Source organism: Auraticoccus cholistanensis (assembly GCF_009742705.1).
Classification (GTDB): domain Bacteria; phylum Actinomycetota; class Actinomycetes; order Propionibacteriales; family Propionibacteriaceae; genus Auraticoccus; species Auraticoccus cholistanensis.
In genome coordinates, this window is record NZ_WPCU01000004.1 from 523,482 (window position 1) to 545,555 (window position 22,074).

Here is a 22,074-nt window from a genome sequence, read left to right on the forward strand (position 1 = left end):
AGAGAAGGCTCCTGAATGCCCATCGCTACCCCCGAGGTCTACGCCGACATGCTCGACCGGGCGAAGCAGAACTCCTTCGCCTACCCGGCCATCAACGTCAGCTCGTCGCAGACCCTGAACGCCGCCCTGCAGGGCTTCGCCGAGGCGGGCTCGGACGGCATCGTGCAGGTGTCCACCGGTGGTGGTGAGTACCTCTCCGGCCCGACCATCAAGGACAAGGTCGCCGGCTCGGTGGCGCTGGCCCTCTACGCCCACGAGGTCGCCAAGAACTACCCGGTGAACATCGCGCTGCACACCGACCACTGCCCCAAGGACAAGCTGGACTCCTTCGTGCGCCCGCTGCTGGCCATCTCCGAGGAGCGGGTGGCGCGCGGCGAGGAGCCGCTGTTCCAGTCGCACATGTGGGACGGCTCGGCCGTGCCGGTCGACGAGAACCTGCAGATCGCCGCCGAGCTGCTCGAGCGCACCTCCAAGGCCCGGATCATCCTCGAGATCGAGGTCGGGGTCGTGGGCGGCGAGGAGGACGGCGTCTCCCACGAGATCAACGACAAGCTCTACACCACCGTCGAGGACGGTCTGAAGACCGTCGAGGTGCTCGGCGCCGGCGAGAAGGGCCGCTACATCACCGCGCTGACCTTCGGCAACGTGCACGGGGTCTACAAGCCCGGCGCGGTCAAGCTGCGTCCGGAGGTGCTGAAGGAGATCCAGGACACCGTCGGGGCCAAGATCGGCAAGGAGCGCCCCTTCGACCTGGTCTTCCACGGCGGCTCCGGCTCCACCGCCCAGGAGATCTCCGACGCCGTCGACTACGGCGTGGTGAAGATGAACATCGACACCGACACCCAGTACGCCTTCACCCGCCCGGTGGCCGACTTCATGCTGAAGAACTACGACGGCGTGCTCAAGGTCGACGGCGAGGTGGGCAACAAGAAGCAGTACGACCCGCGTGCCTGGGGCAAGCTGGCCGAGGCCGGCATGGCCGCCCGCGTGGTGGCAGCCTGCGAGGCCCTGCGCTCGGCCGGGACCAGCGTCAAGGCCTGAGTCCGGAACCCGCAGCACACCGGCACCCCCGGACGTCCGCGTCCGGGGGTGCCGTGCGTCCGGGGGTGCCGTGCGTCCGGGGGTGCTGTGCGTCCGGGGGTGCTGGGCGTCCGGGCGTCAGCGACGGTCGAGGTCGTACCGCAGGGCGTAGACCAGGGCCCAGTCCTGGTCGTTGGCCAGCGGGTCGGCCCGGTGGGCGGGGGAGCCGTTGACGCAGCTGGGGTAGACGAAGGCGCAGGTCGCCGAGCCGTCGGCGTCGAAGGAGATCAGGTTGGCCCGCAGCACCGCCAGCCCCACCGCGCGCAGCTCGGCCGTCTCCTGCTCGGGCAGCAGCCCCTCCGGCCAGTCCAGGTAGACCCCTGCCGACAGCACCGACCAGTAGTGCGGAAACACGTCGCCCCAGAGCCGGTCCGCGCCGAACCAGTAGCCGTCCCAGTGCCGCACCGGGACGTGCTGCAGCCGGGCGTCGGGCTGGTCGGCGGCGAAGGCCCGGAGCCAGCGCAGCCGCTCACGCAGCGCCTCGGCCGGCACGCGCGCGGGGTCGAGGGCGTGGGCGTGCAGCAGCAGGTCCAGCAGCGGCGCGACCATCGCGTGCTCGTAGTTGACCTCGTGCCGGGGCAGGTCGGTGCCGAGCTCGAGGAAGGTGAGGGCCTGCTCCAGCAGCAGGGCCGTCAGCTCCTCGGCCTCGGCGGCGCGGCCCTCGCCGCGCAGCCGCTCGGCCAGCCCCCGCACCACGCCGCCCACGTCGAAGGCCAGGAACCGCCGGCCCCCGAGGCGGTAGAAGGCGCGGACGACCGCCACGGCCCGGTCGGTCTCGCCGGCCTCCAGCAGCAGCCGGGCGAACCAGGGGAAGTTGTACAGCCGCGGCTCGCGCCGCCCGTCGACGTCGTCGCGGACCACGCCGTTCTCGGCCAGCACGTGCTCGGTGACGAACTGCAGGTAGCCGGCCAGCGCCTCGTCCAGCACGTCGGCGTCCCCCCAGCCGCGGGCGCGGGCCTGCTGCAGCAGCAGCGCGCTGCCCACCCGCTCCCGGGTCTCCGGCCAGTCCGACCAGGAGGCGTCCAGCACCGTCAGCCCCGACCGGTTGTCGTAGGGGACGAAGGCGTACCGGCGGCTGTCGCCCCGCTCGAGGGGCCGCTGGCGCTCGACGAGGAAGCGGACCCGGGCCTCGACCAGCTCGCGCAGCGGCGGGTGGGCGTGCAGCGACACCCGGGCGCGGCGGCCGTCCCGCTCGGCGTCCACCAGCACCGTGCCCGGCCGGTCGGTGCGCACCGGCAGCGGCGTGCGGGTGCGCCAGCCGTCGGCCAGCCCCACCTCGATCGGGGTGCCCACCTCGGCGCTGACCACGGGGGCCGTGAGCGCGGGCCGGCGGTCGGCGGCGAAGGCGGCCAGGTCGTCGTACCAGGCCAGCCGCCAGCCCAGCCGGAGCGTCGCACCGGGCTCCAGCTCGACCTCCGGCTGGCCGCCCATCGCGTGCGGGGCGCGGGCGTGGTCGGTGACGTGCAGGTACAGGTGGCCGCGGACGTCGCTGGAGGTGTTGGCGTCCCGGGAGGTCACCGAGTAGGCCCACAGCTCACCCTCGGTCAGCGTCAGCCCCAGACCGGGGCCGAGGCCGCTCATCGGCACGGCCCAGACCCAGGCGTCGGCGCCGCCGGTCCAGACGTGGGCGTGCACCGCGCGGGACAGGGCGTCGGCGGCCGAGCCGTAGAGGTCGCGCCACGGCGTGCTGAGCGCGAACGAGCCGACGCGCACCGTCGCCGCCGTGGGGTTGCGCAGGGCGAAGGACTCGGTCCACTCCCGGCCCACCCGGCGGGTGGTGGTCAGCTCGAGCGGACCCAGCCGGTGCACCAGCTCGACGCCGTCGTCCAGCCAGGTCAGCGCCGCCGGGTGGTCGAAGCGGTGGCCGCGCCCGTCCAGCACCGCGAAGCCCTTGCCCCAGCGGTGTGCGGCGGTGTGGAAGGACCCCTCGATCCCCGCGGCGCCCTCGACCAGCAGCACCGAGTGCCCGCCCACCGGGTGCCGGACCGCGGCCACCGCGCCGTCCGGGCTGATGTCGACCGCGCCGTCGCCGAGCGGGAAGGTCCGTACCGTGTCGTCTCGCACCGGGTCATCCTGGCGCACCCGGGCACGTCCCGGCCGTCCCCGCCGTCGGTGGCTGGCAGGATGAGACCGTGAGCGACATCCACCACAACCTGCTGGCCGACGCCGCCCCTGAGACCCGGCTGCCCGACGACCCCGCGATGGCCGAGCTGGCCGAACGCGGTCCGGAGGCCTTCCCCGAGGTGCTGCGCGCCCACCCGGAGTCCTCGCTGTGCTGGGCGCTGCTGGCCGAGGGGGCGCTCAACGCCGGCACCCCGGACGCGGACGTGGCCGCCTACGCCTACGCCCGCACCGGCTACCACCGCGGCCTGGACGCCCTGCGCCGCGCCGGCTGGAAGGGCAGCGGCCGGGTGCCGTGGGAGCACGAGCCCAACCGCGGCTTCCTGCGGGCGCTGTGGGCCCTGACCGTGGCCGCGCAGCGGATCGGCGACACCACCGAGCAGGAGCGCTGCGCGCAGTTCCTGCGGGACTCCTCCGCCACCGGCTTCGAGGAGCTCAGCCGCGCCCGTCCGCTGGCCGGCTGAGCCCCGCCCCCGCCCGCTCGCCGGCGGCCCGGGCACGCCGCCTCACAGCCGGTAGATGCCCTTCACAGCCGCTCCGGCACGTCTTGACAGCCCGTCCGTGCCGCTCACAGCCGCTGCACCGGCTGTGAGGCGCACCGACCGGCTGTGGAGGCGGGGCGGGTGAGGCAGGTCAGGCAGCCTGCGGGTGCCCGTCGGCGGATCGACCCGGGACCCGGGCGGACCCGATCGGTTAGGGTTGCGCGGTAAGAGCCCACGACCGAGGTCGAGGGCTTCGTCTGTGCACGGGGGTCGCGTGCTCCCGGTGAGAGGGTTCGCATGCCTGGCATCGTCGTGATGGGCGCCCAGTGGGGCGACGAGGGCAAGGGGAAGGCCACCGACCAGCTCGGGGACCGGATCGACTACTGCGTCCGCTACTCCGGCGGCAACAACGCCGGCCACACCATCGTCGTCGGCGGCGAGAAGTACGTGCTGCACCTGCTGCCCTCGGGGATCCTCAACCCCGGCGCGGTGCCGGTGCTCGGCAACGGCGTGGTGATCGACCTCGACGTCCTCTACGCCGAGCTCGAGGCCCTCGAGGCCCGTGGCGCCGACGTGCAGCACCCGCGCATCTCCGCCTCGGCCCACATCATCACCAGCTACCACCGCACCCTGGACAAGCTGACCGAGCGCTTCCTCGGCAAGGCCAAGATCGGCACCACCGGCCGTGGCGTCGGACCGGCCTACTCCGACAAGGTCAACCGGATCGGCATCCGCGTCCAGGACCTCTTCGACGAGTCGATCCTGGCCAAGAAGGTCGAGGCCGCGCTGGACCAGAAGAACGAGCTGCTGGTCAAGGTCTACAACCGCCGCGCCGTCGACCCGGTGCAGGTCACCGAGCACCTGCTCTCCTACGCCGAGCGGCTGCGGCCGCACGTGGTCGACACCTCACGGTTGCTCAACGACGCCCTGGACGAGGGCAAGGTGGTGCTCTTCGAGGGCGCCCAGGCCCACCACCTCGACGTCGACCACGGCACCTACCCCTACGTCACCTCCTCCTCCCCGAGCGCGGCCGGCGCCTGCGTCGGCAGCGGCGTCGGGCCCACCCGGATCGACCGGGTGATCGGTGTGGTCAAGGCGTTCACCACCCGGGTCGGCGAGGGTCCGATGCCCACCGAGCTGCTCGACGCCGACGGCGAGCGGCTGCGCACCGAGGGCGGGGAGTTCGGCGCCACCACCGGCCGGCCACGCCGCTGCGGCTGGTTCGACGCGCTGGTGGTCGAGGCCGCCGCCCGCACCAACGCGATGACCGACGTCTTCCTGACCAAGCTGGACATCCTGGGCGGCTGGGAGCGGATCCCGGTCTGCGTGGGCTACGACGTCGACGGCGTCCGGCACGACCGGATGCCGCTGACCCAGAGCGAGTTCCACCACGCCACCCCGGTCTACGAGTTCATGGACGGCTGGACCGAGGACATCTCCTCCTGCCGCACCTTCGCCGACCTGCCCGCGACCACCCAGGCCTACGTCCGCCGGCTCGAGGAGCTGATCGGCACCCGCATCTCCGGCATCGGCGTCGGCCCCGGCCGCGAGCAGTCGATCATGCTCCACGACCTGCTCTGACCGGTCTGCCGACCGGTGCTGCCGACCTCGGTGCTGCCGTCCTCGGGGGAAGTGGTCGCAGACGACGCCGGAACCGCCCGATCGCGCCCGTCGAGGTGTCGTCCGTGACCAGTTTCCCGCGGGATGAGGGGGCGCGGACGTGGCGGGGATAGGCTGCGCCGACGTGACGACGAGCACCGCACAGCACCTGGTCGGCAGCGTCCTGGTGGTCGGCAACGGAGGACGGGAGCACGCGCTGGCGTGGGCGCTGTCCCGCGATCTGGGCGTCACCGCCGTCCACGTCGCCCCCGGCAACCCCGGCACGGCCGCGGTGGCCACCAACCACCAGGTCGACCCGTTGGACGGGACGGCCGTGGCCGACCTGGCCGAGCGGCTGGGCGTCGACCTGGTCGTGGTCGGCCCCGAGGCCCCGCTGGTCGCCGGGGTGGCCGACGCCGTCCGCGAGCGGGGGATCGCCTGCTTCGGACCGGGCCGCGAGGCCGCGCGGCTGGAGGGGTCGAAGGCCTTCGCCAAGGAGGTGATGGCCGCCGCCGGCGTGCCCACCGCCGCCGCCCGGGTCTGCACCACCGCCGAGCAGGTCGCCGCCGCGCTCGACGAGTTCGGCGCCCCGTACGTGGTCAAGGACGACGGGCTGGCCGCCGGCAAGGGCGTGATCGTCACCGACGACCGCGAGGCCGCCCTCGCCCACGCCGCCGGCTGCGCCCAGGTGGTGGTCGAGGAGTACCTCGACGGACCCGAGGTGAGCCTGTTCGCCCTCACCGACGGCCGCACCGTGCTGCCCTTCCAGCCCGCCCAGGACTTCAAGCGGGTCGGCGACGGCGACACCGGCCCCAACACCGGCGGGATGGGCGCCTACACGCCGCTGCCGTGGGCGCCGGCCGACCTGGTCGAGCAGGTGGTGACCACGGTCGTCCAGCCCACCGTGGACGAGCTCGCCCGCCGCGGCACCCCCTTCGTCGGGCTGGTCTACGCCGGCCTCGCGCTCACCTCCCGGGGGCTGCGCGTGGTCGAGTTCAACGCCCGCTTCGGCGACCCCGAGACCCAGCCGCTGCTGACCCGGCTCACCACCCCGCTGGGCGGCGTGCTCAAGGCGGCAGCCACCGGCCGGCTGGCCGGCCACCCGCCGCTGGAGTGGGGCAGCGGCGCCGCGGTCGCGGTGGTGCTGGCCGCCGACGGCTACCCCGGCTCCCCGCGCCGCGGCGACGTCATCACCGGCGCCGAGGGCGAGGGGGTCTTCCACGCCGGCACCGCCCGGGACGCCGAGGGCCGCCTGGTCACCGCCGGCGGGCGGGTGCTCGCCGTGGTGGGCACCGGCGACGACCTCACCGCCGCCCGCGAGGCCGCCTACGCCCGGGTGGCCACCATCGACTTCGCCGGCGGCTTCTGCCGCACCGACATCGCGGCCGTGGCGGCCGCCCAGGAGGACTCGTGAGCATCCCCAACGTGCTGGCCACCCGCTACGCCTCGGAGGCGATGCGGCGGATCTGGTCGCCGGAGAACAAGATCGTGGCCGAGCGTCGGCTGTGGCTGGCCGTGCTGGCGGCCCAGCGCGACCTCGGCGTCGACTTCGGCCGTGACGACCCCGACCGGGTGATCGCCGACTACGAGGCGGTGCTCGAGCAGGTCGACCTGGCCTCCATCGCCGCCCGCGAGCGGGTGACCAAGCACGACGTCAAGGCCCGCATCGAGGAGTTCAACGCCCTCGCCGGCCACGAGCACGTCCACAAGGGCATGACCAGCCGCGACCTGACCGAGAACGTCGAGCTGCTGCAGCTGCGGCAGGCGCTGGAGCTGGTGGCCGACCGCTGCGTCACCACCCTCGTCTCGCTGGCCCGGCTGGCCGCCGAGCACGCCGACCTGGCGATCGCCGGACGCTCGCACAACGTCGCCGCCCAGATCACCACCCTGGGCAAGCGGTTCGCCACCGCCGCCGACGAGCTGCTGCTCGCCCACCAGCGGGTCCGCGAGCTGCTGGCCCGGCTGCCGCTGCGCGGGGTCAAGGGCCCCGTCGGCACCAGCCAGGACATGCTCGACCTGCTCGGCGGCGACGAGGGCCGCCTCGCCGAGCTCGAGCAGCGGGTCGCCGACCACCTCGGCTTCGCCGCCGTGCTCACCAGCACCGGGCAGGTGTACCCGCGCTCCATCGACTACGACGCGGTGACCGCGCTGGCCCAGGTGTGCGCCGCGCCCTCCAACGTGGCCACCAGCATCCGGCTGATGGCCGGCCACGAGCTGGTCACCGAGGGCTTCCGTCCCGGCCAGGTCGGCTCCAGCGCCATGCCCCACAAGATGAACACCCGCTCCTGCGAGCGGGTCAACGGGCTCTCGGTGGTGGTCCGCGGCTACGTGTCGATGGTCGGCGAGCTCGCCGGCGACCAGTGGAACGAGGGGGACGTCTCCTGCTCGGTCGTGCGCCGGGTCGCGCTGCCCGACGCCTGCTACGCCGTCGACGGGCTGTTCGAGACCTTCCTCACCGTGCTCGGCGACTTCGGCGTCTTCCCGGCGGTGGTCGAGAACGAGCTGCAGCGCTACCTGCCCTTCCTCACCACCACCAAGGTGCTGATGGCCGCCGTCCGGGCCGGCGTCGGCCGGGAGGTGGCGCACGAGGCGATCAAGGAGCACGCGGTCGCCGTCGCCCTGGAGATGCGCGAGCAGGGGCTGGCCGGCAACGACCTGTTCGCCCGGCTCGGCGCCGACCCGCGGATCCCGCTCGGCGAGGAGGAGCTGCGCGCCCTGCTGCGCGAGCCCCTGGAGCTGTCCGGCGCCGCGGCCACCCAGGTGCGGACGGTGGTGGCGCGGGTGGACGAGCTGGCCCGGCAGCACCCCGAGGCCGCCGCCTACCGGCCCGGCGACGTCCTCTAGCCCCGGACGCCGACCGGCCGCGGCCCTCGGGCCGTCCGGTCCGGGGAGCACCCGGTCCCCGGGCCGGGGGAACCCGGAACGGGCCCGTGGATCCGGCCGCAGGGCTGGTGCGGGAGGCCCGGGAGTGGGCACAGTCGAGGTGCACGAGGGCACCCGGCCCCGGGCACGAGGAGGATCCGATGGCTTCGACGACCCTGTCCCGCTCGACCAGCAACGCGATGATCGCCGGGGTCTGCGCCGGCATCGCCCGCCGGTTCGGCATCTCGGCCACCATGGTCCGGCTGCTGTTCGTCATCAGCTGCCTGATCCCCGGCCCGCAGTTCATCATCTACATCGCCCTGTGGGTGCTGCTGCCCAAGGAGCGCTGACCCCGCCCCGGCGGTCGCGGGTGGGCTAGCGTCCACCCGTGACCTCCACCCGGCTGGGCGTGCTGCTCTGCGCCGCCTCCGCACTGGGCTACGGGCTGCTCGGCCTCTTCGGACGCGCCGCCACGGCCGCCGGCGCCAGCGTGCCCACCACCATCGCCTGGCGCTTCGGGCTGGCCGCCGTGGTGCTGGCCGCCGTCGTGCTGCTCGCGCGCCGCCCGCTCGGCCGCGGCCGGGCCGTGTGGCAGCCGCTGCTGATGGGTGCGGTGGTCTACTCGCTGCAGTCCTCGCTGTACTTCTGGGCGCTGACCCAGATCCCGGCCGGGCTCACCGCCCTGCTGCTCTACACGATGCCCGCCCTGGTGGTCGTGGTCGAGCTGGTCCGCCGGACGCTGCGGCTCTCCGCGCTGCTGGTGGTGGCCGTGCTCGCCGCCCTCGGCGGGGTGGCGCTGACCATGACCGGACCGGTCGAGCGGCTCTCGCTCCCCGGGGTGCTGGCCGGGCTGGGCTCGGCCGTCGCCTACACCGTCTACTACTTCTCGATGCAGCACCTGCCGCCCCGTACGGACTGGGTGGCCAGCTCGCTGTGGGTGTGCGTCGGCGCCGCGGCCAGCCAGGCCGTGGTCGGCGCCGTGCGCGGCACCCTCGACCCGGCCCCGGGGCGGGAGCTGCTGCTCGGGTCGGTGCTGCCGATGGCGCTGCTGTGCACGGTGGTGTCGCTCAGCCTGCTGATGGTCGGCATCCGGCTGGCCGGGCCCAGCGTCGCCGCGGTCGCCTCCTGCGTGGAGCCGGTGAGCGCGGTGGTGATCGGCGCGCTGCTGCTGGGCGACCCGTTCGGGACGCCGCAGCTCCTCGGCGCGGCCCTGGTGGCCGGTGCCGTGGTGGTGCTGGGGCTGCGCCCGGGGGAGCCGGGCGGACGGCTCAGTCCGGGTCGCGCCAGGAGTGCCGCGGCTCCCAGCCGATGACCTCCGCGGCCAGCTGGATGGAGAACGCCCCGCCGGCGGGCGGGCCGCCGCTGCGGACCACCACCTGGGGCGCGTGGGCGGCCAGCAGCTCCTCGAGCGGCTCGTCGGCGAGCAGGTCGGCGGCGACGACGTTCATGGCCTGGAACCCGTACGGCTCCCGGGCCGCCGCCTCCACCGCGAGCCGGCAGGCCCGGGCGGCGTCGCGCAGGTCGACGTAGCCCCACAGCTCGCGCAGCTCCTCGCGCCAGCGCCGCGGCGCGCTGCGCTGGGAGGCGATGCGCTGCAGCTGCTCCTCGCGGGTGGCGACCCAGTGGAACCGCAGCGCGGCGACCGAGAGGTCGGGGTGGCGGCGGCAGAACATCCGCCCGATCTCCTCGGTCACCATCTTGCTCAGCCCGTACTCCTCGGCGTTGCGCAGCGGCGCCCCCTCGTGCACCGGGACCTCGTCCACCGTCGTGGGCTCGGGCGACCAGGCGGTGCCGTAGGCCGAGCCGCTGGAGGCCAGCGCCACCCGCCGGATGCCGGCGTCCACCGCCGCCTGCAGCGCCACGAACGGCGTCACGGTGTTGTTGGCGAACAGCTCGTGCGGCGGCATCGTGCCCGGGTGGGGCACCGAGGCCAGCGCCACCAGCGCGGTGCAGCCGCGCACGGCGGCGGTCGTCCCCGCCAGGTCGTCGCCGTCGAGCCGGACGAACTCGGTGCCCAGGTCCTCGGCCGGCTCCACCCGGTCGACCGCGACGACCTCGTGGCCGGCGGCCAGCAGGTCGGCCACGGTGGCGCGCCCGATCTTGCCGGCGGCGCCGGTGACCAGCACGCGCTCCCGCCCGACGGCGACCAGCCGCTCAGCCACGGGGCACCCGCACGGTCAGCCCTCCGGCCCGCACCTCGAGGTCGAAGCCGACCACCTCGCCGAAGGCGTCCCCGTCCAGCTCGACCGGTTCGGGCTCGCGCAGCTGCACCGACACCTCGCGGGCCGTCTGGTAGCGCAGCGCGCGCACCTCCCGGGTGGCGCCCTGGATCCGGCGGCCCACCTCGCTGCGGTGCAGGATGCCGTTCTCGACGACGATCTTGCTCCAGATCTGCAGCCAGCCGAACGGCCCGCGGGGCCGCATCATCACGATGTCGAAGCGGCCGTCGGTGATGTCGGCCTCGGGCAGCAGCACGATGTTGCCCGGCAGGGTGCCGCAGTTGCCGACCAGCAGGGTGTGGACCCGCCGGGTCACCCGCTCCCCGCCGTCGAGGGCGATCCGCAGCTGGATCCGGGTGCCGCCACGCGCCGCCCGCAGCAGCCCGCCGGCGTAGGCCAGCCAGCCCACCTTGGCCTTGAGGTCGTCGTCGGTCTTCTCGATCATCTGCGCGTCCAGCCCGAGCCCGGCCATCACCAGGAAGACGTGCTCGTCCTCGGTGCCGTCGCGGCGGCGCATCCGCGCCACCCCGGCGTCGATGGCCTTGTCCTCGCCGGCGAAGGCGGTGGCCACCGCGTCGGCCAGGTCGTCCAGCTCCAGACCGAGGTTGCGGGCCAGCAGGTTGCCGGTGCCCAGCGGCACCAGGCCGAGCGCCACGTCGCCGTCCAGCAGCTCGTGGGCGACCGCCCGCACGGTGCCGTCGCCGCCGGCGGCCAGCACCATCTTCGCGCCCTGCTCGACCGCCTCCCGGGTCATCTGCAGACCCGGGTCCTCGGCGCTGGTCTCCAGCCAGAGGGTCTCGCCCCACTCCGCCTCCGCGGCGGCCTCGTCCACCGCGGCGCGCAGCACGTCGACGTCGACCTTGATCGGGTTGTAGACCACCGCGGCCCGTGGCGGCGGCTTCGGGGTCTCCGGCTCGGCCTCGCGGACCTCCTCGCGGACCTCCTGCGCCGCCTCCTGGGCGGAGCCGGGGGCCGGGACCTTGCCGGGCGGGCTGTCCTCGGGTCCCGGACGGGTCGGCTCGTCGCTGTCGCTGGGCTGCATGGGCCAAGGGTGGCAGACCGCCCCCCGGGCGCCGGAGCGGCCTCCCCGGGTTCGCCGGCCCGGCGCCGCCGCGGGCCTCGCTAGGCTGCTGCGCGTGAGCCGATTCGACCTGGGACTGCCGCTGATCCACGCCGGGAAGGTGCGCGAGCTCTACGCCCTCGAAGACCCCGCCACGATGCTGATGGTGGCCAGCGACGCCATCTCGGCCTACGACTTCGTGCTGACCCCCGAGGTGCCGGACAAGGGGGCGGTGCTGACCCAGCTGTCGCTGTGGTGGTTCGAGCAGCTGGCCGACGTGGTGCCCCACCACGTGCTCAGCACCGACGTCCCGGCGCCCGTGCGGGGCAGGGCGGTGGTGTGCGAGCGGCTGTCCATGCTGCCGGTGGAGTGCGTCGTGCGCGGCTACCTGACCGGCTCGGGATGGGCCGAGTACACCCGCGACGGCACCGTCTGCGGCATCCCGCTGCCGGCCGGGCTGCGCGACGGCGACCGGCTGCCGGAGCCGCTGTTCACCCCCGCCACCAAGGCCCCGATGGGCGAGCACGACGAGAACGTCGACTTCGACACCGTGGTCGCCACCATCGGCCGCGAGCAGGCCGAGGCCGTGCGCGAGCTGTCGCTGGCCGTCTACGCCGCCGCCGAGCCGGTGGCCCGCGAGCGCGGCATCGTGCTGGCCGACACCAAGCTGGAGTTCGGCACCCGCGCCGACGGCACCATCGTGCTGGCCGACGAGGTGCTGACCCCCGACTCCTCACGCTTCTGGGACGCGGCGCAGTGGCGTCCGGGGGAGTCGCTGCCCTCCTTCGACAAGCAGTTCGTCCGCGACTGGCTGACCCGCGAGTCCGGCTGGGACCGCGACTCCGGCACGCCGCCGCCGCCGCTTCCGGCGGAGGTGGTGCAGGCCACCCGGGAGCGCTACCTGGAGGCGCTGGTCCGGCTGACCGGCCAGGGCCTGCGCGTGTGACCGGGCGGCCCGTCGCGGCCGGATAGGATGAGCGCCATGGCACGAGTCGTGGTGGAAGTGATGCCCAAGCCGGAGATCCTCGACCCGCAGGGCAAGGCGGTGACGGGCGCGCTGGCGCGGCTGGGGTTCGAGGGCATGACCGTCCGCCAGGGCAAGCGCTTCGAGATCGAGGTCGAGGGCGAGCTCGACGAGCAGCGGCTGGCCCAGGTCCGCGACGCCGCCGAGCGGCTGCTGGCCAACACCGTGATCGAGGCCTACGACGTCCGCGCCGACGACGCCCCCGTGGTGGAGGCCGAGCCGTCGCTGCAGCCCAGCACCGTCGGCACCCTGACCGAGGACGTCCAGCAGTGACGGCCCCGGTCTCCCCGGCGCCCCTCGTCCGGGCGCCCGGGGCCCCGGACGCCAGCGGCGTGCGGATCGGCGTGGTGACCTTCCCCGGCTCGCTGGACGACCAGGACGCCGCCCGCGCGGTCCGGCTCAGCGGTGCGGAGGCGGTGCCGCTGTGGCACGCCTCGCAGAGCCTGGACGGGGTCGACGCGGTCATCCTGCCCGGCGGCTTCTCCTACGGCGACTACCTGCGCGCCGGCGCGATCGCCCGGTTCTCCCCGCTGATGGGCGAGCTGATCACCGCCGCCCGCGGCGGGCTGCCCGTGCTGGGCATCTGCAACGGCTTCCAGATCTTGTGCGAGGCGCACCTGCTGCCCGGGGCGCTGATCCGCAACGACGTCCGCACCTTCGTCTGCAAGGACCAGCGGCTGCGGGTCGAGAGCACCGACACCGTGTGGACGCACGACTTCCTCCCCGGCGAGGAGATCACCATCGTGCTCAAGAACGGCGAGGGCGGCTACGTCGCCGACACCGAGACGGTGGCGCGCCTCGAGGGCGAGAACCAGGTGGTCTTCCGCTACCTCGAGGGCAACCCCAACGGCTCGGTCGGCGACATCGCCGGCATCACCAACGAGCGGGGCAACGTGGTGGGGCTGATGCCGCACCCCGAGCACAACGTCGAGAGCCTGACCGGCCCGTCGCTGGACGGCCGCCGCTTCTTCTCCAGCGTGATCGGGTTCGTCCAGACCGTGCGGTGACCACCGCACCGACCGCACCCCGCCCCGGCGACGTCGCGGTGCGCCGGCGACGGCTGCTGGCCGCGGCGGCCGGGACGCTGCTGCTGCTCGCCGCGCTGCTGGTGGCGCTGCTGCCGGCCCACCCGACCCTGCTGCCGGTGCCCGAGCGGCTCGTGCTCGTCGGCGTGGCGGGCGCCACGGTGGGCGGCGGCGAGGGCGCGCTGCTCGACACCGTCCCCGCGGCGGCGGGGACGCTATCCACCGACACCGCCGCGAGCCGCGGCGGGTGCGCCGCCGACGGCTGGCTGACCCTCTCCGCCGGCACCCCGGTCGACGCCGGCGGGCGGTGCGCCGTGGCGGTTACCGGCACCGGCGGCGTCAGGGACTGGCGCGACCTCGAGACCGCGGCCGCCGTGCACGGCGGCACCCTGGGGGCGCTGGCCGAGGCGGGGGCCTGCCTGACGGCGGTCGGCCCGGCCGCCGCGCTGGGCGCGGCGCGCGGCGACGGCACGGTGGCGGAGTACCTGCCGGTCGACGACTTCGTCTCCGGCGGCTACGCCACCGCCTGCCCGGTGGTGCTCGTCGACGGCGACCAGCTGTTCGGCTCCGACCGGGAGGCCGCGGTGGCGGCGCTGGCCGCCGAGCCCGGCACCCGGGTGGTGGTCGCCGGGCTCGGGCCGGGAGCGCTGCGCCGCGACTCCGACCCGCGCCCGGTCTGGGTCGTGGGGGAGGGCGTCGTCGAGGGCGAGCTGGTGGCCGCCGACGGGGCCCCGGCGGGGATCGCCGACCTGGCCGCCGAGCTGCGCCGGGTCGCGACGGGTGCGGGTCCTGCGGGTCTGGGCGTGCGGCCGGGCCCGGTGGACGCGGCGTCGGCCGGTCGGCTGGTCGAGGACCGCACCGCCCTGGCCCACCGCGGGGACGTGCTGGCCGGGCTCGTCGTGGTGGCCCTGCTGGCCGCGGCCGCCGTGGTGGTCGGCCGCGGCACCCGCTGGCGCCGCCGGCTGGCGCCCTGGCTGGCCCCCGTGCTGGCCGCGGTGCCCGCGGGGCTGCAGCTGACCGCGCTGACCCGGTGGTGGCGGCTGCCCTCGGAGGCGGTCGCGGTGGCGGGGGTGCTGGCAGGCACGCTGCTGGTGGCCGCCTGCGCCCGCTGGGCCGCGCCCCGGCTGGCCGCGGCGGCCTGGACGCTGGCCGCGACGGCGTCCGCCGGGACGGTGGTGGTCACCACGCTGCTGCCGCGGGAGGCCGTCGGCGGGCTGCTCGGCCCCCGGCCGGGTGCGGCACCGGGCGGCGGGTGGCTGCTGCCGGCGCTCGCCCTGGCCCTGCTGCTGGCCGGCTCGCTCGCGGGCTGGCTGCGGACGCGCCGCGCCGGGCGGCGCTGACGCTCCGGGCCCCTCCGGCCCGGTCCCGGTCCGGTGCCGGGTGCCCGGGTGGGGTGCCCCACCCGTTGGGTACGTTCGAGGACGTCCCGCCGTCCACGCGGGACCGGCTCGACGGAGGACCCGCGATGACCCAGCCGCACCCCGCCCCGGCCAGCGCGAGCTGGCCCCGCCGCGCCGACACCGGCGCCGCCGCCCTGACCGAGGAGGACCTCGACCGCATCCACCGCTGGTGGCGCGCGGCCAACTACCTGTCGGTGGGCCAGATCTACCTGCTGGACAACCCGCTGCTGCGCCAGCCGCTGCGTCGCGAGCACGTCAAGCCGCGGCTGCTCGGGCACTGGGGCACCACCCCGGGGCTGACCTTCCTCTACGCCCACCTCAACCGGGTGGTGCGCGAGCGCGCCCAGCAGGCGGTCTACGTCACCGGCCCCGGTCACGGCGGCCCGGGGCTGGTCGCCTCCACCTACCTGGAGGGGACGTACTCGCGGGTCTACCCCGAGGTCAGCCAGGACGAGGCCGGGCTGAAGCGGCTGTTCAAGCAGTTCTCCTTCCCCGGCGGAATCCCCTCCCACGTGGCGCCGGAGACCCCCGGCTCGATCCACGAGGGCGGCGAGCTCGGCTACGCGCTGTCCCACGCCTACGGCGCGGTCTTCGACGACCCCGCCCTGCTGGCGTTCACCGTGGTGGGCGACGGCGAGGCCGAGACCGGTCCGCTGGCCACCTCCTGGCACTCCAACAAGTTCCTCAACCCCGTCACCGACGGCGTGGTGCTGCCGGTGCTGCACCTCAACGGCTACAAGATCGCCAACCCGACCGTGCTGGCCCGCATCGACGACGACGAGCTGGACGCGCTGATGCGCGGCTACGGGCACACCCCGCACGTCTTCACCGCCGGCTTCGACGACGAGCCGCCGCAGTCCTACCACCGGCGCTTCGCCGAGCTGCTGGACACCGTCCTCGACGAGATCGCCGACATCCGCGCCGCCGCCGCCGAGCAGGGCGCCGAGCAGGCCGGACGCCCCCGCTGGCCGATGATCGTCTTCCGCACCCCGAAGGGCTGGACCGGCCCGAAGAGCATCGACGGCCACCAGACCGAGGGCAGCTGGCGCTCCCACCAGGTGCCGCTGTCCAGCGCCCGCGACACCGACGAGCACCTGCAGGACCTGCAGGACTGGCTGACGTCCTACCGTCCCGAGGAGCTGTTCGACGAGCAGGGACGCCCCGCCGCCGACGTCGCCGCCCTGGCGCCGCCGCCCGAGCTGGCCATGGGGGCGCTGCCGCAGGCCAACGGCGGGCTGCGCCGCGTCGACCTGCGGCTGCCCGACTACCGCGAGCACGGGGTGGAGGTGCCGGTGCCGGGAGCGGGTGTGGTGGAGCCGACCCGCGTGCTGGGGTCGTGGCTGCGCGAGGTGGTGCGGGCCAACCCGGGCCGCTTCCGCGTCTTCGGCCCCGACGAGACCGCCTCCAACCGGCTGCAGGACGTCTACGACGTCACCGACAAGCAGTGGGTGGCCGGCTACGCCGGCGGCGACCTGGACGCCCACCTCGGCCGCGCCGGCCAGGTGATGGAGATGCTCAGCGAGCACCAGTGCCAGGGCTGGCTCGAGGGCTACCTGCTCACCGGGCGGCACGGCCTGATGTCGTCCTACGAGGCCTTCATCCACATCGTCGACTCGATGGTCAACCAGCACGCCAAGTGGCTCAAGGTGACCAACGCGCTGGAGTGGCGACGTCCCATCTCCTCGCTCAACTACCTGCTCAGCTCCCACGTCTGGCGCCAGGACCACAACGGCTTCTCCCACCAGGACCCGGGCTTCATCGACCACGTGGTCAACAAGAAGGCCGACATCATCCGGGTCTACCTGCCGCCGGACGCGAACACGCTGCTGAGCACCTTCGACCACGTGCTGCGCTCCAAGCAGTACATCAACGTCGTGGTCGCCGGGAAGCAGCCCAACCCCAGCTGGCTGACCATGGAGGAGGCGGTCAGGCACTGCACCCGCGGGCTCGGGATCTGGGACTGGGCCGGCACCGAGCAGCCCGGCAGCGAGCCGGACGTGGTGCTGGCCTGCGCCGGGGACATCCCGACGGTGGAGGTGCTGGCCGCCGCCGACCTGCTGCGCCAGCACCTGCCCGAGCTGCGGGTGCGCGTGGTCAACGTCGTCGACCTGATGCGGCTGCAGCCGGAGGGGGAGCACCCGCACGGCCTCAGCGACCGCGACTTCGACACCATCTTCACCGCGACCCGGCCGGTCGTCTTCGCCTACCACGGCTACCCGTGGCTGATCCACCGGCTGGCCTACCGCCGCACCGGGCACGCCAACCTGCACGTCCGCGGCTTCAAGGAGGAGGGCACCACCACCACGCCGTTCGACATGGTGATGCTCAACGACCTCGACCGGTTCCACCTGGTCATGGACGTCATCGACCGGGTGCCGGGGCTGAGCAGCCGGTACGCCGGGCTGCGCCAGCAGATGCAGGACCTGCGGCTGGAGGCCCGGCTGCACGCCCGCGAGCACGGCGAGGACCTGCCGCTGGTGCGGGACTGGGTGTGGCCGCAGGCGGCCGACGCCGGCGCCGCGCCGGCCGGGATGGCCAACTCCGCGACCGGCGGCGACAACGACTGAGCGCTACCGGCCGTCCAGCGCGGCCAGCCCCTGCTCGTAGTGCCCGACCAGCGCGGGGTGGTAGTCGGCGAAGTCGGGCATCGGCTCCTCGCGCAGCACGGCCAGCAGCCGGTCCAGGTAGTACTCCCAGCCCGGGCCCGAGCTGGTCGCCTCGCCCGGGTCGGCCAGGTGCTGCACCAGCTCCACGGTGGTGACGCCGTCGGCCTCGGCGAGCCGGGCCTCCAGGTCCCAGGTGCCGTACTCGTCCACGGCGCGGATCCGCAGGTGCACCGGCGGGGTGCAGGCCAGCACCTCCACGGTGGTGGTGGGGTTGCCCTCCTCGGCGGTCAGGGTCAGCTCGACCGAGCGGCCGGGGCCGGCGGGTCCGGACCAGCTGCCGAACCAGCGGGCGGTGCGTTCGGGCTCGGTCAGCGCGGCCCAGACGTCGGCGACGGGGGCGCGGTGGGTGCGGACGAGCACCAGGTCGGCGCCGTCGGCGGTGCGGGTGAGCTGTCCGGTGGGGACGGGCTTCATGCGGACTCCTCGGTGGGTCGGGCGCCCGGGCGGACGTCCGGGCGGGGGTCGGTGACGGGCGGGGGAGCGGTCGCGGAGCGGCGCTCGCGGCGGGTGCGGACGACCTCGGTGGCGAGCGCGTCGGCCAGCGCGCCGAGGTCGGGACGCGCCGGCAGCGGGGCCAGCAGCTCGTGCAGCCAGCGGTCGAGCTCGAGCAGCGGGGCGGTCTGCAGCCGGTAGCGGCGCTCGCGCCCGTGCGCCTCGTCGACCACCAGCCCGGCCTCGCGGAGCACCCGCAGGTGCCGGCTGATCGCGGGCCGGGAGACGTCGAACTCGGCCACCAGCTCGTGCACCGGGCGCGGCCCCGGCCGCAGCAGCACCAGGATCCGGCGCCGCACCGGGTCCGCGACCGCCTGTGCCACGTCCACGGCAGAAGCGTAACCGATCGGTTACGCTTCTGCCAGCCTTCCGGAACCTGTCGATGTCGTGGGGCCGCCGCGCCAGGGCCACCGGTGCCACGCCATGGACAGGTTCTGGCGGGCACGCCTGGTCGGCCGCTCGCTACCGTCGGGGTGTGGCCGAGCACGGGACCGACTTCGCGGTGGCCGCCGACCTGCCGCCAGGGGTGACGTCGATGGTCGGGTACCGCAGCGGCGCGGCCCCCGAGCCGCTCCACCGGGGGCTGCCCTCGCCGCGGCTGACCCTCGTCGTGGCCCGGGACGACGGGGTCGAGGCGGCCGCCGACGCCGCCGCGCTGCCGAGCGCCCGGCCCAACCGGCTGGTCCTCGGCGGTCTGCACCTGACGGCCAGCTGGGTGCGTCAGCGCCCCGGCCAGTCCGGGGTTCAGCTGGCCGTCCACCCGCTGGCCGCCCGCTCCCTGCTCGGCGTGCCGGCCGCCGAGCTCGACGTCACCGCGTTCGCCGGCGCACCGGTGCTGGGGCGGGCGGGGGAGCGGCTGGCCGACCAGCTGGGCGAGACCGAGGGTTGGCCGGAGGCCTTCGCGCTGCTCACCCGGCACCTGCGGCGGCACCGGCGTCCGGTGGCGGTCCGACCGGAGCTGCGGCACGCCTGGTACCTGCTGGAGCGCTCCGGGGGGCTGATCCAGGTCGGTGACCTGGCGGCCGCGGTCGGGCTCACCAGCCGCCACCTGGGCACGCTGTTCGCCCGGGAGGTCGGTCGCAGCCCCAAGCAGGTCGGCCAGCTGGTGCGGTTCGCCCGCGCCAGCACCGCGCTGGCCGCCCAGGCGCGCCGGGGCCACGTCGACCTGGCCGTCCTCGCGGCCGCCTGCGGCTACTGCGACCAGTCCCACCTGACCCGCGAGTTCACCCGGTTCGCCGGGTCCCCGCCCACCCGCTGGCTGGCCGCGGAGTTCCGGAACATCCAAGACGGCGGGCTGCCCGGCGACGCACCATGACCGCCATGGGAACGACGACACCGAGCATCTGGCTGACCCTGCAGGCCCACGACGCCCCCGCGCTGATCGACTGGTACGTCGAGGTGCTGGGCTTCCGGGTCGCCGCCCGCCACGACGACGGCGACCTGGTCGCCCACGCCGAGCTGCGCTGGCCCGAGGGCGTGGGAGGGGTGATGCTGGGCAGCTTCGTCGAGGGGCGCCCGTTCACCATCGCGCCCGGGTCGGCCAACGCCTACGTGGTCACCGCCGACCCCGACGCCGTGCACGCCCGCGCGGTGGCGGCCGGCGCCGAGGTCCTCAGCACACCGGCCGACACCGACTTCGGGTCCCGGCAGACGATCCTGCGCGACCCCGAGGGCAACACCTGGTCCTTCGGCACCTACCCCGGCAGCTGAGCACCAGGACGGCTCAGCGCAGCGCGGCGGCGCGGGCCAGCACGTCCGCCGGTACCGGGGTCGAGCAGTCGGCGTCCGGGACCGGCGGACCCGCCACCCAGCGCAGCGGCACGTGCCCGCCCCAGGTGCCGGTGGCCACGTCGTCCGGGTCGTCCCCGGGTCCGCCCGCCCGGGCCTTCATCGACGCCTCGGCCAGCGGCACGGCCAGCACGGCGGTGGCGGCGAGCTCCTTGCGGGTGCTCGGTCGCAGCGTCGCCGCCCGGCCCGGGACCATGTGGTCGACGACCAGGTCGAGGGCCCGCAGCCGCTCGTCCTCCGCCGTCACCAGCCGGGCCCGGCCGACCACCACGGCGCAGCGGTAGTTCATCGAGTGGTGGAACGCCGAGCGACCGGTCACCAGCCCGTCCAGCTCGGTGACGGTGACGCAGACGTCGGCGCCGGCCGCCCGGTCCAGCCAGCCGGCGGCCACGGAGGCGTGCAGGTACAGCGAGCCGCCGGCGTCCGGGCCCGCCAGGTCGACCCCGAAGGCCACCGGCAGCACCAGCGGGTGGTCACCGACGACGACCCCCAGGTGGGCGAGCAGGGCATCCTCGAGCAGGGCGTGCAGCTGCTCGCGGTCGGTGACCACGCGGTGGCGGCCGCGGGTGGGGGTGGTCCGGGCGGTGGGCGACATGGGCGGGGCAGCGGTGGGAAGGCTCACGCGGGCTAGTCTCGACGCCAGGTGGCCTGGACGCGCAGGCCACTTCTCGACCAGATCGGCAGGCCACCCGTGCTCCCCGTCCACCTCGACCGCACCCGCGGGGTCCCCCTCGGCGCCCAGCTCTCGGCCGCCGTGCGCGACCTCGTGGCCGGCGGCACCCTGCCCCGCGGTCAGCGGCTGCCCAGCACCCGGGCGCTGGCCCGCGACCTGGGCGTCTCCCGCTCGGTGACCGAGCAGGCCTACGAGCAGCTGGTCGCCGAGGGCTGGCTGGAGACCCGGCACGGGGCGGGCACCTACGTCGCCGCCGACCCCGCCCGGGTCCCCGAGCCCGGACCGCGTCCGCGGGTGGCGTCGTCGCGACCGCTGGTCCGCCTCGACACCGGCACCCCCTGGATCGACCCCCGTCAGTCCGCCGCGTGGCGTCGGGCCTGGCGGGAGGTGTCCACCGCCACCCCGCCGCGGGGCTACGACGACCCGGCCGGGCTGCCCGAGCTGCGCGAGGCGCTCGCCGCCCACCTGGCCCGCACCCGCGGGCTGCAGCTGGACCCCGAGGAGGTGGCCGTCACCGCCGGCACCACCGACGGGCTGCGGCTGCTGCTGGCCGCGCTGCCGCCCGGACCGGTGCTCGTCGAGGACCCCGGCTACCGCGCCGCCGCCGCCACCGCCCGCCAGCTCGGCCGGCCGGTGCTCGACCACCCGGCCCGGACCGCGCCGGACGACCTCAGCGGCGTCCGGGCGGCCTACGTCACCCCGGCCCACCAGCACCCGCTGGGACGGGTGATGCCCGCGGCCGAGCGGGTGGCCCTGCTCGACGCCGCCCGCCGCGCGGACGCCCTGGTGGTCGAGGACGACTACGACTCCGAGTTCCGCTACGACGTCGCACCGGTGCCGGCGCTGGCCTCGCTGGACCGGGAGCGAGTGGCCTACCTCGGCACCACCTCCAAGTCGGTGGCGCCCGCGCTCCGGCTGGGGTGGATGGTGCTGCCGGCCGAGCTGCACGACCGGGTGCAGCGGCAGCGACGCCTCACCCACGACGCCGCCGGCTGGCCGGCGCAGCGGGCGCTGCTGTCGCTGCTGCGAGACGGCTACCTCGACAAGGTGGTCCGGGCGGCCCGTCGGGTCTACGCCGAGCGCTCCGTCCGGGTGGCGGCCGCGCTGGGCCCCTTCGGCACGCCGGCCGGGCCGCTCGCCGGGATGTACTCGAGCTGGCTGATGCCCCAGGCCGACGCGGTGCGCGCCCGCGACGCCGCCCGGGACGCCGGCTTCGAGGTCAACCTGCTCTCGGCCTACTGCCGCAGCGCGGAGCTGACCGGGCTGGTGGTGGGCTTCGGCGGGGTGACCGACGCCGAGCTGGACGCGGCGCTCGCCGCGCTGGTCCGCGGTCTCGAGGGCCGGGGGCCGGTCAGCCCAGGTTCGGCAGGACGCCGACCACCAGCACCAGCAGCACCACGACGCTGAGCAGGGCGACGAGCACCCCGGTGCCCTTGCGCTTCTGCGGCGTGGTCCCGATCGAACCGGTGGACCACTGGTGGAAGGGGGCGGCGTAGTAGACGTCCACCGTCTGCCCGGGGGCGACGTCGACGTCGATGGACGCCTCGCCGTAGCGGCGCATCCAGTGGCTGGCCACCTCGACG

The 22,074-nt window shown here is 75.1% G+C and carries 20 protein-coding genes and 1 pseudogene; 14 read left to right on the forward strand and 7 right to left on the reverse strand.

What is annotated here, in order from left to right:
- Window positions 1-15: 15 nt before the first annotated feature.
- Window positions 16-1,041, forward strand: coding sequence for a class II fructose-bisphosphate aldolase (gene fbaA / locus GC722_RS04880; protein WP_156608426.1), 1,026 nt, complete (start codon window positions 16-18; stop codon window positions 1,039-1,041).
- A 117-nt stretch (window positions 1,042-1,158) separates the two neighbouring features.
- Here the strand turns inward: fbaA and GC722_RS04885 are convergent, their stop codons facing one another.
- On the reverse strand, window positions 1,159-3,144 hold the full coding sequence (locus GC722_RS04885) for a hypothetical protein (RefSeq protein WP_197429802.1): 1,986 nt from the start codon (window positions 3,142-3,144) through the stop codon (window positions 1,159-1,161).
- A 68-nt stretch (window positions 3,145-3,212) separates the two neighbouring features.
- On the opposite strand from GC722_RS04885, the gene GC722_RS04890 reads away from it, so the two are divergent.
- From GC722_RS04890 to GC722_RS04915, 6 genes are all read left to right on the forward strand, one after another.
- A complete protein-coding gene (locus GC722_RS04890) occupies window positions 3,213-3,665 on the forward strand; it encodes a DUF3151 domain-containing protein (protein WP_331714386.1) in 453 nt (150 codons plus the stop codon).
- A gap of 315 nt (window positions 3,666-3,980) precedes the next feature.
- Complete coding sequence (locus tag GC722_RS04895) at window positions 3,981-5,264, forward strand: adenylosuccinate synthase (protein WP_156608428.1); 1,284 nt, start codon at window positions 3,981-3,983, stop codon at window positions 5,262-5,264.
- A 163-nt stretch (window positions 5,265-5,427) separates the two neighbouring features.
- Window positions 5,428-6,696: a phosphoribosylamine--glycine ligase gene (purD, locus tag GC722_RS04900; protein ID WP_331714387.1), complete on the forward strand. Its 1,269-nt coding sequence runs from the start codon at window positions 5,428-5,430 to the stop codon at window positions 6,694-6,696.
- Window positions 6,693-8,126, forward strand: a complete 1,434-nt coding sequence (gene purB / locus GC722_RS04905; RefSeq protein ID WP_331714388.1) for an adenylosuccinate lyase — start codon at window positions 6,693-6,695, stop codon at window positions 8,124-8,126. The genes purD and purB overlap by 4 nt, the downstream gene beginning before the upstream one ends.
- Window positions 8,127-8,305: 179 nt before the next feature.
- A complete protein-coding gene (locus GC722_RS04910; RefSeq protein WP_156608430.1) occupies window positions 8,306-8,494 on the forward strand; it encodes a PspC domain-containing protein in 189 nt (62 codons plus the stop codon).
- Between the two features lie 38 nt (window positions 8,495-8,532).
- Window positions 8,533-9,456 carry a DMT family transporter gene (locus tag GC722_RS04915; RefSeq protein ID WP_156608432.1) on the forward strand — a complete coding sequence of 308 codons (924 nt, stop codon included), beginning with the start codon at window positions 8,533-8,535 and terminating at the stop codon, window positions 9,454-9,456.
- Here the strand turns inward: GC722_RS04915 and GC722_RS04920 are convergent.
- Together GC722_RS04920 and GC722_RS04925 are read right to left on the reverse strand one after the other, a co-directional pair.
- Complete coding sequence (locus tag GC722_RS04920) at window positions 9,413-10,306, reverse strand: NAD-dependent epimerase/dehydratase family protein (RefSeq protein ID WP_156608434.1); 894 nt, start codon at window positions 10,304-10,306, stop codon at window positions 9,413-9,415. The genes GC722_RS04915 and GC722_RS04920 overlap by 44 nt on opposite strands.
- Window positions 10,299-11,405: a diacylglycerol/lipid kinase family protein gene (locus GC722_RS04925; RefSeq protein ID WP_156608436.1), complete on the reverse strand. Its 1,107-nt coding sequence runs from the start codon at window positions 11,403-11,405 to the stop codon at window positions 10,299-10,301. Before GC722_RS04925 ends, GC722_RS04920 begins: the two co-directional genes overlap by 8 nt.
- A gap of 94 nt (window positions 11,406-11,499) precedes the next feature.
- Between GC722_RS04925 and GC722_RS04930 the strand changes: the two are divergent.
- The 4 genes and pseudogenes from GC722_RS04930 to GC722_RS04950 form a co-directional block, all read left to right on the forward strand.
- Window positions 11,500-12,645 (forward strand): annotated as a pseudogene (locus tag GC722_RS04930) (phosphoribosylaminoimidazolesuccinocarboxamide synthase); the annotation flags it as partial.
- 134 nt (window positions 12,646-12,779) lie between these two features.
- The gene (gene purQ / locus GC722_RS04940) at window positions 12,780-13,454 is read left to right on the forward strand and encodes a phosphoribosylformylglycinamidine synthase subunit PurQ (RefSeq protein ID WP_331714435.1); all 675 of its coding nucleotides are present in this window, start codon (window positions 12,780-12,782) and stop codon (window positions 13,452-13,454) included.
- Entirely contained in the window at window positions 13,451-14,812 is a 1,362-nt protein-coding gene (locus tag GC722_RS04945; RefSeq protein WP_156608441.1) for a hypothetical protein, read from the forward strand. Before purQ ends, GC722_RS04945 begins: the two co-directional genes overlap by 4 nt.
- A gap of 125 nt (window positions 14,813-14,937) precedes the next feature.
- Window positions 14,938-17,439, forward strand: a complete 2,502-nt coding sequence (locus tag GC722_RS04950; protein WP_156608443.1) for a phosphoketolase family protein — start codon at window positions 14,938-14,940, stop codon at window positions 17,437-17,439.
- Between the two features lie 3 nt (window positions 17,440-17,442).
- On the opposite strand, the gene GC722_RS04955 is transcribed toward GC722_RS04950, so the two are convergent.
- Both GC722_RS04955 and GC722_RS04960 read right to left on the reverse strand, forming a co-directional pair.
- A complete protein-coding gene (locus GC722_RS04955; protein WP_156608445.1) occupies window positions 17,443-17,952 on the reverse strand; it encodes an SRPBCC family protein in 510 nt (169 codons plus the stop codon).
- Entirely contained in the window at window positions 17,949-18,359 is a 411-nt protein-coding gene (locus tag GC722_RS04960) for an ArsR/SmtB family transcription factor (RefSeq protein WP_331714389.1), read from the reverse strand. The genes GC722_RS04955 and GC722_RS04960 overlap by 4 nt, the downstream gene beginning before the upstream one ends.
- Window positions 18,360-18,505: 146 nt before the next feature.
- Here GC722_RS04960 and GC722_RS04965 point away from each other — a divergent pair, with 146 nt between their 5' ends.
- Both GC722_RS04965 and GC722_RS04970 read left to right on the forward strand, forming a co-directional pair.
- A complete protein-coding gene (locus tag GC722_RS04965) occupies window positions 18,506-19,345 on the forward strand; it encodes a helix-turn-helix domain-containing protein (RefSeq protein WP_197429803.1) in 840 nt (279 codons plus the stop codon).
- 5 nt (window positions 19,346-19,350) lie between these two features.
- A complete protein-coding gene (locus tag GC722_RS04970) occupies window positions 19,351-19,740 on the forward strand; it encodes a VOC family protein (RefSeq protein WP_156608447.1) in 390 nt (129 codons plus the stop codon).
- A 13-nt stretch (window positions 19,741-19,753) separates the two neighbouring features.
- Here GC722_RS04970 and GC722_RS04975 read toward each other — a convergent pair whose 3' ends face one another.
- Window positions 19,754-20,440: a pyridoxamine 5'-phosphate oxidase family protein gene (locus tag GC722_RS04975; protein WP_331714390.1), complete on the reverse strand. Its 687-nt coding sequence runs from the start codon at window positions 20,438-20,440 to the stop codon at window positions 19,754-19,756.
- 21 nt (window positions 20,441-20,461) lie between these two features.
- Here GC722_RS04975 and pdxR point away from each other — a divergent pair, with 21 nt between their 5' ends.
- Window positions 20,462-21,898, forward strand: coding sequence for a MocR-like pyridoxine biosynthesis transcription factor PdxR (gene pdxR / locus GC722_RS04980; protein ID WP_331714391.1), 1,437 nt, complete (start codon window positions 20,462-20,464; stop codon window positions 21,896-21,898).
- Here the strand turns inward: pdxR and GC722_RS04985 are convergent.
- The coding region (locus GC722_RS04985; RefSeq protein WP_197429804.1) for a hypothetical protein at window positions 21,843-22,074 on the reverse strand (232 nt) is incomplete at its 5' end. The genes pdxR and GC722_RS04985 overlap by 56 nt on opposite strands.

What these genes read in the sequence shown, in the direction of transcription:
- fbaA (WP_156608426.1), top strand. Translation starts at nt 16, where the DNA reads ATGCCCATCGCTACCCCCGAGGTCTACGCCGACATGCTCGACCGGGCG.
- GC722_RS04895 (WP_156608428.1), top strand. Translation starts at nt 3,981, where the DNA reads ATGCCTGGCATCGTCGTGATGGGCGCCCAGTGGGGCGACGAGGGCAAG.
- GC722_RS04910 (WP_156608430.1), top strand. Translation starts at nt 8,306, where the DNA reads ATGGCTTCGACGACCCTGTCCCGCTCGACCAGCAACGCGATGATCGCC.
- GC722_RS04925 (WP_156608436.1), bottom strand. Translation starts at nt 11,405, where the DNA reads ATGCAGCCCAGCGACAGCGACGAGCCGACCCGTCCGGGACCCGAGGAC.
- GC722_RS04950 (WP_156608443.1), top strand. Translation starts at nt 14,938, where the DNA reads ATGACCCAGCCGCACCCCGCCCCGGCCAGCGCGAGCTGGCCCCGCCGC.
- GC722_RS04955 (WP_156608445.1), bottom strand. Translation starts at nt 17,952, where the DNA reads ATGAAGCCCGTCCCCACCGGACAGCTCACCCGCACCGCCGACGGCGCC.
- GC722_RS04970 (WP_156608447.1), top strand. Translation starts at nt 19,351, where the DNA reads ATGGGAACGACGACACCGAGCATCTGGCTGACCCTGCAGGCCCACGAC.